Genomic DNA, 13,031 nt, shown 5'->3' with positions numbered 1-13,031 from the left:
CGCATGAATCCTCCCGCACAAGCCGATACCAATACCGATACCGCTCCGGCACCGCGCCAATGGAACACGCGGGCGCTGGAAAAGGCGCGGCGACTAAAAGCAATCGAAGGCTGGCTCGACAACGGCGTGCTGAAGTCCGAACGCATTGTCGATGCGCTGGAAACGCTGATTCAATCCGGCGATCGTGTCGCGCTCGAAGGCAACAACCAGAAACAGGCAGATTTTCTCTCGCGTGCGTTTGCGAAGCTCGATCCTTCGCGCGTGCATGACGTGCATCTGCTGATATCGAGTATCAGCCGGCCTGAACACCTGACGTTGTTCGAACGCGGGATTGCGCGCAAGGTGGACTTCTCGTTCGCCGGACCGCAGAGCCTGCGTGTGGCGCAACTGCTCGAAGACGGGCAGCTCGAGATCGGCGCGATCTATACCTATATAGAACTGTATGCGCGGATGTTCATCGACCTGACGCCGCAAGTGGCGCTCGTCTGCGCGGTGCAAGCCGACCGGCACGGCAATCTCTACACGGGCCCGAATACCGAGGACACGCCGACCATCGTTGAAGCGACGGCGTTCCGTCATGGCATCGTGGTGGCGCAGGTGAACGAGATCGTCGACGAACTCCCGCGTGTCGATATCCCCGGCTCATGGGTCGACGTTGTCGTGCAGGCGGACCGGCCATTCGCGGTCGAGCCGCTGTTCACGCGCGATCCGCGTCATATCGGCGAGTTGCAGATCCTCATGGCGATGATGACCATACGCGGCATCTACGAGCGTTATGGCGTGCGGGCGCTCAATCACGGCATTGGCTTCGATACCGCCGCCATCGAACTGCTCTTGCCTACGTATGGCGCGGCGCATGGCCTCAAGGGCAAGATCTGCACGCACTGGGCGCTCAATCCGCATCCCACGCTGATTCCGGCCATAGAAAGCGGCTGGGTCGAAAGCGTGCATTGCTTCGGCAGCGAAGTGGGCATGGAAGACTATATTGAAGCGCGTTCGGACGTGTTCTTCACAGGACGCGACGGCAGCCTGCGTTCCAACCGCGTGCTCTGCCAGCTCGCGGGCCAATATGGCGTTGACCTGTTCATAGGCTCGACGTTGCAGATGGACGCCGATGCAAATTCATCCACGGTGACGCTCGGACGTCTCGCCGGTTTTGGTGGCGCGCCGAACATGGGACATGATCCGCGCGGACGCCGCCATTCGAGTGAAGCGTGGTTATCGTTGATGAAAAACGATGGGCCGAATAGCGCCATCAGCCGCGGCCACAAACTCGTGGTGCAAACCGCCGAGACTTTCAAGAAAGGCGGCGAGCCGACCATCGTCGATGCGCTCGATGCCATCGCCGTCGGCAAGCAAAGCAACATGCCGATCGCCCCGGTGATGATCTACGGCGACGACGTCAGCCATGTCGTCACCGAAGAGGGCATCGCGTATCTGCACGCGGCGGAGGGCGTTGAAGAGCGTCGCGCGGCGTTGCGCGCGGTCGCGGGCGTGACGCCTATCGGCATGCGTGCCGATCCTGCGAAGACCGCAGAACTGCGCCGGCGCGGCGTGGTCGCGTATCCGGAAGACCTCGGCATTCGACGCGGGGAAGCGAAGCGATCGTTGCTTGCGGCGCGCAGTATCGATGACCTGGTTGCGTGGTCCGGCGGTTTGTATCAACCGCCCGCAAAATTTCGCGGCTGGTAAGCGCCATGCCTTGCGCTCAGGCTGTTCTCAAAGACTTTGTTTGCGATCCATTGGCGCTCGCCGATTGCGCGATGAACGCGTTGATCGAGGAAGCGTGCCTCACGCCGAAACCTGCCTTGGTGGATCGGCGCGGCAGCGGTGCGCATCGCGATCTCGACCTCGATATCATGCTGCGTTCCGCACGCGCACTGCAGCCAACATTTCTCGCTCTGGCTCGTGCGTCATCAAACACGCGACCTTCGCAACGCTTGCGCGAGCAGCTTGCGCGCATCGGCCGGGAAGGCGAAGTTGCGATGATGCGTGCGACCGGCGGCAGCAATGCGCATCGGGGTGCAATATGGATTGTCGGCTTGCTGCTTGCCGGAGCTGCGATGAGTCCGTCCGGCGCTTTGACAACGGTGTGTTCTCAAGCCGCCGCGATCTCGCGATTCGAGGATCGATTTGCACCTCAAGCGGTGGCACAAACACACGGCGCTCGCATCGTCCAGAAGTTCGGCGTCGCCGGTGCGCGTGGTCAGGCGGCCGAGGGTTTTCCTCACGTGCTCGAAGTCGGCTTGCCGGCGTTGCGTGAAGCTCGCGCAAGAGGGGCGTCCGAAAACGAGGCGCGCCTTGACGCGTTGCTTGCGATCATCGCCACGCTCGATGACACCTGTCTTCTGCATCGCGGTGGCCGCGTGGCTTTGGAAGCCGCACAATCCGGCGCGCGTGAAGTATTGCAAGCAGGCGGCGCATCGCAATCCGAAGGGTTTGCCGCCCTCTTGCGTCTAGATCGAAAGTTAATGGAATTGAACGCGTCGCCCGGAGGCGCAGCGGACCTGCTCGCCGCGACGCTCTTCCTCGATACCCTGCCCTGCGTCGGCTGACGCTGAGAGATCCGCCATGGAAAACCTGCGCTACGAATACCCCGCCACACGCCCCGTGCCGCAACGCGCACATGTGGGCGTCGTGGGCTCGGGAGATCTGGAAATACTGCTGTCGCCATCGGAGACAGATCACGCGGAAGTGGTGATCCGCACGAGCGTCGATGGATACGAAACCGTCTGGAAAAGCGTGCTCGACCGGTTTTTCTCGCGATACGACGGCGCCGCAAAAATCGAGTTGAATGACTTCGGCGCGACGCCGGGCGTCGTGATGTTAAGGCTCGCCGAGGCGGTTGAAGCCAGCGAAGGAGAAGCGTCATGAATGCTCACGACAGCTTTATCGCGCAGCATAGTTTTATTGAATTGACGGCGCGTGAGCGCGCTCGCGCGTTGCTCGATCCGGGTACGTTCCGCGAGTTGCTCGGACCCTTCGACCGGCTCGAGTCGCCGTGGCTCGCCATGCAAAACGTGGTCTGCCAATCGGACGATGGCGCGGTGATCGCACGCGGAACGCTTGGCGGCGAGCCGGCTGTGATCGCGGCGATCGAACCTGCGTTTCAAGGCGGGAGCATTGGGGAAGTGTCGGGCGCGAAGATCGCGGCATCGCTTGAATTTGCGCTGCGCGAGTTCGAAGCAGGTCGCACGATACGTCCAGTGATCCTGTTTGAAACGGGTGGCGTGAGGCTGCAGGAAGCAAATCTCGGGCTGGCCGTGATCGCGGAGATCCAGGCCGCAATCATCGCGTTACGCCGATACGTGCCGGTGGTCGGCGTGATTGGCGGGATGGTGGGATGCTTCGGCGGAATGTCCCTGGCTGCGGCCTTGTGCAGTTATCTCGTGATGACGCGCCAGGCGCGGCTCGGCATGAACGGACCGGAAGTGATCGAACAGGAAGCGGGCGTTGAAGAGCTCGATTCACGCGACCGCAAGCTCATTTGGTCGATGATCGGCGGCGAGGAACGCGCAGCGGTCGGCCTGGTCGATACACTCGTTGAAGACGATACGGATCAGGTCCTGACCGCCGTACTCGACATGTTCAAACGCGGCGTGCCGAAGAGTCATCGGACGGAGCAAGTCGATAAACAACTCGAACGGCTTTCGCGCATCGATCCATCGTCGATCGACCCCGTCATTCTGCGGACACTTTGGCAAGGAGACGCATGATGAGCGCTACTCGTGGACAGATCTGGATCGACGCGCTGACATCGCGTGAACTGAATGACGATGGTCCGATCCGCAGCGCCGATGCCCCGCTCGGCGATACAACCGCGCGCTTCATCACCGTCGTGCCGGACCTTGCCAACCGCTTTCCGCGCGCCACGGACAATGTCGTCGGACTCGAACAGGGATGGTTGCTCGCGCGTGCCGTGCGCGAAGCGCTGGACGCAGATCGCGACGCAAAGGTGAAGCGCCCGATCGTTGCTATCGTCGACGTCAAGAGCCAGGCGTATGGACGTCGCGAAGAACTGCTGGGCGTGCATCTCGCGTGCGCGGCAGGCGTCGACGCTTATGCAAGCGCCCGGCTCGCCGGGCATCCGGTGATCGCGCTGATCGTCGGCCCGGCCATGTCCGGCGCGTTTCTCGCGCACGGTTATCAGGCAAACCGCATTGTCGCGCTGGACGCGAGCGGCATCAGCGTGCACGCAATGGGCAAGGAAGCGGCCGCCCGCGTCACGCGCCGCAGCGTGGAAGGACTCGATGAACTCGGCGATCGCGTGTTGCCGATGTCCTACAAGATGAGTTCCTACGCGAAGCTCGGGCTGTTGCATGAACTCATCGAAGGGATCAATGCCGATACGCCCGGGCGTGAAGACGTCGAGCGTGTGAAGGCTTCGCTGGTCGCCGCCGTGGACGATGCACGTCGAGGTCCGAACGATTTGTCGTCGCGCTTGCAGTCGGCGGACGCAAAACGCAATCGCGCCGCGTCGATAGAAGTGCGCAAGCGCATGGCGGAGCAATGGAACGCGTCGTGAATCCCCACGACTTGTTGCGGCTTGGACAGGACGCACCGGCTTTCAAGGAAGCGCCTGCGTGGGTCGCGGCTTCGCTCGAGCGCGCGCCGTTCGTGGTAGTTCGTCGTGCGCGAAAGCGGGAGGGACGCGTTGCGGTCGGGATTCGTGGCGCGGTCCGCAGCGAACGTTTTGGCGCGTGGCTGGACATGCAACATGTTCACGCCGTGCTTACGCCTGAAATGCTGACATCAAGAAAGCCGCATGAAACGCGTGCCGCTTTACCCGCGTTCAAGTTGCTCCAGGCCGTAGCGCCGATCTGCGAGTCGTCCGGACTTGCATGGGGACCTACGGGCAGTGTCGGCTTCGAGATGGCGAGCGACTGCGCCACAGTGACCGACAAAAGCGATCTCGATCTTTTGATGCGTGCGCCCGACCCACTCGATCGCTCCGCAGCAAAGACCTTGTTCGACGACCTGTCGGCCGCCGCTTCCGAATTCGCAATACCAATACGTATCGACGTTCAAATCGAAACCCACGATGGCGTGTTTTCGCTCGCCGAATTCGCTCATCCGGGCGCACGCGTGATGCTGCGATCCGTCGATGGCCCGAGGCTCGTCGCCGATCCGTGGCAGACGAGTCGCGCCGCATGATCGCATTCCTTTTCCCCGGCCAGGGCTCGCAGTTCACGAGCTTCCTGCATACGCTCGGCGGTGCTTCGCCGCACGCGCGTATTGACGCGACTTTCGAAGAAGCGTCGGACGTGTTGCGTATGAACGTTCTCGATCTCGACAGCGTAGTCGCGTTGAAATCCACCGTTGCCGTGCAGCTCGGCTTGTTTATCGCCGGCGTGGCGACCGCGCGTGCGTTGCGCGAAGAAGGTATCGTGCCCGACGCGGTCGCGGGCTTGTCGGTGGGCGCATATGGCGCGGCGGTCGCGGCTGACGCCATTGATTTCAACGACGCCCTGCTTCTCCTGCAACTACGCGCGCAACTCATGGAACGCGCTTATCCGCATGGTTACGGCATGCTCGCGGTGTCAGGCTTGAGCGAGCGCGAAGTCGACGCCGTCATTGCCCGTACGAATGCAAAGGCGGCATTCATTGCGAATCTCAATGCGCCGCGGCAGATCGTGGTGGCCGGCGCCGACGGCGATCTCGACCTCGTGCGGCAGCAAGCGCTGCAAGCAGGCGCGCGCAAAGCCGAGCGCCTCGCGGTAAGCGTGCCGTCACACTGCGTCCTTCTGGACGATGCCGCCCGCGAACTCACCGAAGCTGCGTCGAAGGTCGAATTCAGGACGCCGTCGATTCCGTACATCGGCAATCGCGGAGCGCGTCCGTTGCGTCAGGCCGATGCAGTGCGCCTGGACCTTGCGACGAACCTGCGTTACCCCGTTCGATGGCACGATTCGACCGTCGTGCTGAGCGAACTCGGCGCGCAAGTTTTCGTGGAGATGCCGCCGGGACGCACGCTCACGCAACTCGCCGACGAAGCGTTGCCGGGCATCGCAAAGGTCGCTGTCGAACAGCGGCCGATGACAACCTCAGCGGCCCTGATCAAGGCGCGCGCCGTAGACTGAAGTGAACGGACACGACACGCGCGCTTGTTATAATCGTCTCACCCGGAGAACAAGAACTAACAACCACAACCGCGCCCACGTTCTCTCAATGACCAAAAACGATCGTCTGCGTGTCCTTGCCGAAGCTTTGCGCGAGCAGAGCGTGATGCGTCTTCGCGATGCCGCGACCTTGCTCGATGTATCGGAGATGACGGTTCGCCGCGACATCTCGTCGAGCCCGGGGACATTCACTTATCTCGGCGGTTATATCGTCCGCGCGTCGGACGTGCCCAATGGATCAGGCTATACCATCGACGAAGAGAAGGATCACTTCGCGCAGGCCAAGGCGGATGCGTCTGCGGTCGCCGCGCGTTTGCTCGTGGACAGCGAGACGGTTTTCATCGATTGCGGGACGACGCTGACCACCCTCGCGCGGCTGATTCCCGCCGACATGCATCTGACGGTCGTGTGTTATTCGCTCAATGTCGCCGAGATTTTGCGGCGCAAGGCCAACGTACGGATGATCTTGCTGGGCGGCGTGTATGCGCCGTCATCGGATTCATTTTCCAGCGATGAAAGCATCGAGACGCTGAAACGCATGGGAATCAACAAGGCGTTCATATCGGCGGGTGGGGTCGACGACACGCGTGGCGTCACGTGCTGGAATTTCCATGAAGTCGCGATCAAACAGGCCGCGATGGAAAGCGCGGTCGAACGGCATCTTGTCGTCGATGCCAGCAAGCTGGGGAAAGTCAAGGCACTGCGGTTCTCTCAACTCGACAAGTTCGATTCCGTGATCACGGAGAAGGGAATGAGCCCGAAAGCGTGAGTGGCATGGATTAAATACGCTGCAGTAACGCCGCCGCAAAAAAGTCAGTCGCGCGGCGCACGCGTGCCGGTACGAACCGGCGTTTTGGCCAGATGAGGCTGACGTCCCTGGCGTCGCCAATGAAGTCCTCCAGGATCGTGATGACGTCCGGATGGTCGAGTTCATCGGCGAGAGAAACTTTCGCGAACAGGCCAATTCCAACGCCTTCCAGCACACCGGACCGGATCGTTTCGACACTATTGGATGAAAGGTTGCCGCGAACGGCCACGCTGAACCGGCCTTCCGGTCCGACGAATGGCCAGTTTGCCGACTCGATCAGGCCGCCGTATAAAAGGCAATTGTGATCGACGAGTTCGGCAGGAGTCTTCGGTATCCCGCGTTGCTCGAAGTAGCGCCGTGATCCGACACATACGAGCGGCGTCGTGGTCACGCGCCGGACAACCGCATCAGGTTCATCGACGGGACCTACCCGGATCGCCAGGTCGATCCGGTCCTGCACCATATCGCGCACGAAGTCCGACAGAACGAGATCGACCTGAAGGCCGGGATTGAGCGCCAACAACTCAGGTATGAGCGGAAGAATGTGAAGGCGTCCGAAGGTCGAGGACGTCGCGATCCTGATCATTCCCGAGACATTGAGCGTGCTGCTTTTCAGCTCGCTGTCGGCTTCATCCATCTCTTCAATCAGCGGTTTCGTCCGGTCGTAGTAGCGCTGCCCTTGATCCGTCAGCGTGACGCTGCGCGTGCTGCGGTTGAACAGCATCACGCCGAGACGCTTCTCCAGCGCTCCAACGGCCTTGCTGACGGCCGACTGCGAATCACCGGTCCTGCGGGCTGCCGCGGAAAAGCCGCCTGCTTCAACCACGGCGATAAACGCATCCACTTCGTGAAACCGGTCCATTGCATTCCCTTCGACTGACCCATTCGAACAGAGAATAGATCTTATGAAAAATATGCGGATTATCATTCGCCGCGAGGGGAATTATGCTGGTTTTGTCAATCACGCACAGAACAGAAGGTCTCCATGTCCACTCTTACAGACAAGATTGCCGTGATCAGCGGCGGAACGACCGGTATCGGATTAGCGATTGCCCAGCGGTTTGTCGCAGAAGGCGCGCACGTCTTCATCTTCGGCCGCCGGCAGGCACAGCTCGACGAAGCCGCCAAACTCATTGGGCGCAACGTCACCGCCATCCAGGCCGATGTCACGAACGTCGATGACCTGGACCGCGTCGCTGCATTGGTCAAGAAAGAAAAAGGCATCGTCGATATCGTCGTTTCGAATGCGGGCTTAACAGAGCAGGCTTCCATCGATACCCTAACGCCCGAACACTTCGACAAGACTTTCAACCTCAACGCCCGCGCCCCGGTTTTCCTCGTGCAGAAGCTGCTGCCCCTGATGACGGGCGGCGGATCGATCGTGCTGGTTTCGTCGGCGATGCACGGCATGGGCATTCCCGGACACACCGCGTATGCGGCGACCAAGGCGGCGTTGCGATCCTACGCCCGCACGTGGGCCGCCGAATTCAAGGATCGCGGCATTCGCGTCAATACGCTGAGCCCGGGCGTCACCGACACGCCGATTCTCGATTCCCAGGCGAAGTCGCCCGAAGAGCGCGAAGCGCTGGTGAGGATGTACCTGAACATGATCCCGCTTGGCCGGCTTGCACGTGCCGATGAGATGGCCAGTGCGGCGCTGTTCCTCGCTTCCGTTCAGAGTTCCTACATGACCGGTGCGGACCTGATGGACGACGGTGGCGTCGGCCAGGTCTGAGATCCGTTCAACTATCAAAGGAGAGATCAATGAACTACGCAATCATCGGGCTTGGCAAGATCGGCACGGCCATCGCCCAGGCTTTTGCCCGTCAGGGCATCGAAGTAGCAGTGGCAGGCAGGCGGCCGCTGGACGTGCTCGCTGCAAAAATCGGCCCGTCGCTCGTCGCGCAGCGAATCGAGGACGCGGTGAAGGCCGACGTGGTTATCCTGGCCGTGCCCTTCGGTACGCATCAGGACATTGGACGGACGGCGGGAAGCTGGGAAGGAAAGATCGTGATCGATGCAACCAATGCCTACGATGTCCCACCGGAAGAGTTGGGCGGCCTGCCGTCGACCGCCGCTGTTGCGAAGGCGTTTCCGGGAGCGAAGCTGGTGAAGGCGTTCAACCATTTGCCGGCGGGTGTGCTGGCGCAAGGACCGACGCCGCCTCAAGGCGGACGGCGGGTCGTGTTCGTCGCAGGCGATGACGACGCGGCCAGCGCGTCGGTGGCGAAGCTGGTAGACCGGCTTGGGTTTGCACCGATCGAACTCGGGAAGATCGGCGAAGGCGGCCTGCTCATCCAGGCAAGGGGCCGCACGTGGGCCCACTTGATTTTTCAGGATCTGGTCAAGTTCGAGTGATGAAGGGTACGCGGTTTTACCTTGCGCGCCTGCCCAACGCAAACAACGTCCCGGCGACCAGAATAAACGCGCCGATAATCACCTTCTGCCAGGTACTCGGCACGCCGACCAGAATCAGCACGCTGTTGATAAGCGTCACGAGCACCACGCCCAACAGCGTGCCAACAACCGTACCCGTCCCGCCGGTAATCCTCGCCCCGCCTAGAATCACCGCGGCGATCACATCCAGCTCCGTGCCCACCAGATCAAACGGATTCGCCAATCGATTGGTCGATACGTGCAGAATCCCCGCGATCCCTGCCAGCATCCCCGTGTATCCGAACACGAACAAATGAATTGAGCGCAGGTTGTAGCCGAGCCGCTCGGCGATCGGCAAGCTTCCGCCCATTGCGTACACGCCGCGTCCCATCATCGTTCGATTCAGCAGCCACCACGTCACGACCGCTGCCACAAACAACGCAATCACCGATACCGGCAACACCGCGCGAAGGCCATCGTTCGTGTGATAGAAAAAGAGCGGCAAACGCCCGAAGCTATCCATGCTGTGCGGGATGTTCATGAAGAACTGCGTTCCCACGAACGTCAGCAACAGGCCGCGATACAGGTACTGCGTGCCGATCGTCACGATCAGCGAAGGCGCTTTCAGCCGATGCACGAGCACGCCGTTGATCAACCCCAGCAACACGCCGCCGAGCGCGCCACATAAAAGAATCAGCGCAAACGGCGCATCCGGCCACCACGCAAACACGGCCTTGGTGATGGAGTACATCGTGAAAGCGGCAATCGCGGTGAACGACACATCGATCCCGCCCGACGCCAGCACCACGAGCGTCCCCAGCGCAAACAACGACACGGTCGTGCCCGAGTGCAGCAAATCGAAGATGGTCGCGAACTGGAAGAAGCGCGGGTTCAGCGTGCCGACCACAAGACACGTGATGATGATCAGCCCGAGCGTGAACCACTCCGGATTGCGCACCAGCCGCGCGGTAAAGCTCAACTGCCGCACTCGGGGTGCGACTTCGGCCAATGGCGGCTTGATCTGCGATGTCTGAGCAACGCGATGAATTGACTCGCTCATGCTGCCTCTGAAAGTAGTGCGTGATAAAGATCGGCCTCGGTCAAGTCTTCGGCTCTGTACTCGTCCGATACACGCCCTTTCTTCATCATCAGGATCCGGTCGGAATTCTGCAGCAACTCGGGCAGGTCGTCGCTGATCAGAATGATGCCAATGCCCTGCTCCGCCAGCCGCTGCATGATGCGATAAATGATGTCCTTCGATCCCACGTCCACGCCAACGGTCGGTCCATGCAGGATCAGAACGCGTGGATCGATGGCAAGCCATCGCCCGATCAATACACGTTGCTGGTTGCCGCCCGAAAGCGATTGCACGGGTTTGTCCACGTCGGGCGTTGCAATCTGCAAGTCCTTCACGGTGCGTTCGGCAAGTTCACGGGCGCGCTTTTTGTCGACTTGTCCGAAGCGGTCGCGCAAGCTCGAAATCAACGCGGTGATGACGTTGTCGCGAATGGACTTGTCGAGGAAAAGCCCTTCGTTCAGGCGGTCTTCCGGCACATAACCTATGCGTTGCCACTTGGCATCGGACGGCGTTTTGAGCCGCACGATGGAACCATCCAGCGTCACCGTCCCGCTGTCCGCGGGTGCGACGCCCGCAAGCGCCCGCGCGAGTTCGTTGCGCCCGGAATCGAGCAGACCGGTCACGCCGAGAATTTCTCCGCGATGCAGCGAGAACGTGACATCGGCGAACTGGCGCGAACGCGACAGGCTCTTTACATCGAGCACGATCTCACGGCCGTCCATGACCTCGGCCTTCCTGTAGCGCTCGTTCGATAGCTGCTTGCCCGTCATCAACTCGCCAATCTGCGCCTTCGTATAATTTTCGATAGGACCCTGCGCCATCTTCTGGCCGTCGCGCAACACGATCACTTCGCCGCCGATTGCGTAGCACTCGTCCAGCTTGTGACTCACGAACAGCACCGCGACGCCGTCGGCGCGCAGTTTTGCGAGCACCGCGATCAGGTTATCGACTTCCTTTTGCGTAAGCGATGTCGTGGGTTCATCCATGATGACGAACTTCGCTTCGCTCGCGATCGCGCGTGCAATAGCCACGAGCTGCCGCGTCGCCAACGGCAATTGTTCGACCAACGTCGCCTGGAAATCGGCATCGCCGGGAAGGCCTACTGCTTCCAGCGCACGCGCCGCCGTGCGTGCCAGTGCCTTGCGATCAAACGTCCGCGCAAGGCGTCCGCCATGCGCCGCGAGTTCCGAAGTCAGGCCCACGTTCTCCGCCACGCTCATGTTCGGCAGCAGCGAAAGATCCTGATACACGGTTTCGATACCCGCCGACAACGCCGCGAGCGGTGCGAGCCGCGCATGCCGTGCGCCTTCGATGACAAGCTCACCCTGATCGGGCGGTTGCGCACCGGAGATGATCTTGATCAACGTGCTCTTGCCGCAGCCGTTCTCGCCGAGCAGGTGATAGATCTGCCCGCGCTCGAAAGAAAGGCTCACGCCACGCAGCGCATACACGCCGGTAAAGCGCTTATGGATATCGACGACTTCAAGAAGCGGCACTGTACTCATCACTGAACCTTCAACCCTTTCAAGCTTCCTGATGACAGCGTGCATGGCGCCCTTCGGGACACCGTGCACGCCTTGCGTCCTGCCAGCCAAGATCAGAACGGATACTGCTTGTAGTTGGTCTTGTCGACATCAACCCAGCCCGTTCCCCGCACGATGATGCCCTTGCCCGGACCCTTGCTCACGGTGACCTTGTTGTATCCGACGATACCCAGGTCCGCGCCGTTCTCGACTGTCTTGCCATCCACGAGCATCTTCGCGACCTTGTTCATCGCGATACCCGCAAGCTTCGGATCCCAGAACGCAATGCCGTTGACCGCGCCGCTTTCAAGGAACTTGCCGGCTTCGGTCGGCAGGCCCGTGCCGTACACGCAGATCTTGCCGACCTTGCCCGCCTCTTCCACCGCACGGCCAATGCCAATCACATCCAGCGACGACGACCCTTGGAAGCCGGTCAGGTCAGGGTGCTTGCGCAGCACTTCCTTCGCGACCTGATAAGCACGTTCGCCGTCGTTATTGGTTTCGAGTTTCGGCTCGACGAGGTCCATCTTCGGGTACTTCTGCTTCGCATTGCCAATACCGCCATCCGCCCACTGGACCTGCGAACGGCTGCCGAGAGAACCGACCAGCACCGCCCATTTGCCTTGCGAACCCATGCACTTCGCCAGACGTTCGTTCAGGCCCGCGCCATACGCGGTGTTGTCGAACGCTTCGATATCGACCATCGTGTTCTTGGCGTTGTCGGCTTCATGCGTGACGACCTTGATGCCGCGATCCATCGCCTTCTTCAGCGCCGGTTCGAGCGTCGGCGGGTCGTAGGGAACGACCGCGATCGCCGTGACCTTCTTCGCGATCAAGTCTTCGATGATCTTCAGTTGCTGCGCGGCGTCCGCGCGTCCCGGACCGGTCTGATACGCGTTCACGCCGGGATTGTCCTTGGCGAATTCCTTCACGCCGTCGTCCATCCGGTTGAACCAGTTGATACCCGTGACCTTCACCACCGTGACGATGGTTTCGTTGGTCGCGGCGTGGGCCGCGGCAATGATGCCGCCAGTCAGCGTGACAGCAGCGAGTGCGATGGCAATGCGATTGAGTTTCATGCGTTTGTCTCCGTTATGGTTTGTATGTACAGCACATGAGATGAATCG

14 protein-coding genes are annotated in these 13,031 nt (G+C 61.0%); 10 read left to right on the top strand and 4 right to left on the bottom strand.

Translation table 11 applies throughout. The features are described from left to right. Positions 1–3: 3 nt before the first annotated feature. The 8 genes from mdcA (at position 4) to AX768_RS16950 (ending at position 6,888) form a co-directional block, all read left to right on the top strand. Positions 4–1,692 (top strand): malonate decarboxylase subunit alpha, encoded by a 1,689-nt coding sequence (gene mdcA, locus AX768_RS16985; protein ID WP_062001306.1) that lies wholly within the window; start codon positions 4–6, stop codon positions 1,690–1,692. Between the two features lie 5 nt (positions 1,693–1,697). Then, on the top strand, positions 1,698–2,555 hold the full coding sequence (locus AX768_RS16980; protein ID WP_062001305.1) for a triphosphoribosyl-dephospho-CoA synthase: 858 nt from the start codon (positions 1,698–1,700) through the stop codon (positions 2,553–2,555). A 16-nt stretch (positions 2,556–2,571) separates the two neighbouring features. Next, positions 2,572–2,874 carry a malonate decarboxylase subunit delta gene (locus AX768_RS16975; protein ID WP_062001304.1) on the top strand — a complete coding sequence of 101 codons (303 nt, stop codon included), beginning with the start codon at positions 2,572–2,574 and terminating at the stop codon, positions 2,872–2,874. Continuing rightward, positions 2,871–3,716: a biotin-independent malonate decarboxylase subunit beta gene (locus tag AX768_RS16970; RefSeq protein ID WP_062001303.1), complete on the top strand. Its 846-nt coding sequence runs from the start codon at positions 2,871–2,873 to the stop codon at positions 3,714–3,716. The genes AX768_RS16975 and AX768_RS16970 overlap by 4 nt, the downstream gene beginning before the upstream one ends. Continuing rightward, positions 3,713–4,525, top strand: a complete 813-nt coding sequence (gene mdcE / locus AX768_RS16965; protein WP_086382145.1) for a biotin-independent malonate decarboxylase subunit gamma — start codon at positions 3,713–3,715, stop codon at positions 4,523–4,525. Before AX768_RS16970 ends, mdcE begins: the two co-directional genes overlap by 4 nt. Continuing rightward, positions 4,522–5,154, top strand: coding sequence for a malonate decarboxylase holo-ACP synthase (locus tag AX768_RS16960; protein WP_231941498.1), 633 nt, complete (start codon positions 4,522–4,524; stop codon positions 5,152–5,154). The genes mdcE and AX768_RS16960 overlap by 4 nt, the downstream gene beginning before the upstream one ends. After that, complete coding sequence (mdcH, locus tag AX768_RS16955; protein ID WP_062002283.1) at positions 5,151–6,080, top strand: malonate decarboxylase subunit epsilon; 930 nt, start codon at positions 5,151–5,153, stop codon at positions 6,078–6,080. The genes AX768_RS16960 and mdcH overlap by 4 nt, the downstream gene beginning before the upstream one ends. An 88-nt stretch (positions 6,081–6,168) precedes the next feature. Beyond that, a complete protein-coding gene (locus tag AX768_RS16950; protein WP_062001301.1) occupies positions 6,169–6,888 on the top strand; it encodes a DeoR family transcriptional regulator in 720 nt (239 codons plus the stop codon). A 10-nt stretch (positions 6,889–6,898) separates the two neighbouring features. On the opposite strand, the gene AX768_RS16945 is transcribed toward AX768_RS16950, so the two are convergent. Continuing rightward, the gene (locus AX768_RS16945) at positions 6,899–7,789 is read right to left on the bottom strand and encodes a LysR family transcriptional regulator (protein WP_062001300.1); all 891 of its coding nucleotides are present in this window, start codon (positions 7,787–7,789) and stop codon (positions 6,899–6,901) included. Between the two features lie 123 nt (positions 7,790–7,912). On the opposite strand from AX768_RS16945, the gene AX768_RS16940 reads away from it, so the two are divergent. Next, complete coding sequence (locus tag AX768_RS16940; protein ID WP_062001299.1) at positions 7,913–8,662, top strand: SDR family NAD(P)-dependent oxidoreductase; 750 nt, start codon at positions 7,913–7,915, stop codon at positions 8,660–8,662. A gap of 29 nt (positions 8,663–8,691) precedes the next feature. Beyond that, a complete protein-coding gene (locus AX768_RS16935; RefSeq protein ID WP_062001298.1) occupies positions 8,692–9,285 on the top strand; it encodes an NADPH-dependent F420 reductase in 594 nt (197 codons plus the stop codon). Between the two features lie 16 nt (positions 9,286–9,301). Here AX768_RS16935 and AX768_RS16930 read toward each other — a convergent pair whose 3' ends face one another. From AX768_RS16930 to AX768_RS16920, 3 genes are all read right to left on the bottom strand, one after another. Next, the gene (locus tag AX768_RS16930; RefSeq protein ID WP_062001297.1) at positions 9,302–10,363 is read right to left on the bottom strand and encodes an ABC transporter permease; all 1,062 of its coding nucleotides are present in this window, start codon (positions 10,361–10,363) and stop codon (positions 9,302–9,304) included. Continuing rightward, positions 10,360–11,886 (bottom strand): sugar ABC transporter ATP-binding protein, encoded by a 1,527-nt coding sequence (locus tag AX768_RS16925; RefSeq protein WP_062002282.1) that lies wholly within the window; start codon positions 11,884–11,886, stop codon positions 10,360–10,362. The genes AX768_RS16930 and AX768_RS16925 overlap by 4 nt, the downstream gene beginning before the upstream one ends. A 92-nt stretch (positions 11,887–11,978) precedes the next feature. Next, complete coding sequence (locus AX768_RS16920) at positions 11,979–12,983, bottom strand: autoinducer 2 ABC transporter substrate-binding protein (protein WP_062001296.1); 1,005 nt, start codon at positions 12,981–12,983, stop codon at positions 11,979–11,981. Positions 12,984–13,031: the final 48 nt, after the last annotated feature.

Source organism: Burkholderia sp. PAMC 28687 (assembly GCF_001577465.1).
Classification (GTDB): Bacteria; Pseudomonadota; Gammaproteobacteria; order Burkholderiales; family Burkholderiaceae; genus Caballeronia.
This window is presented reverse-complemented; position numbering and strand designations above follow the sequence as displayed.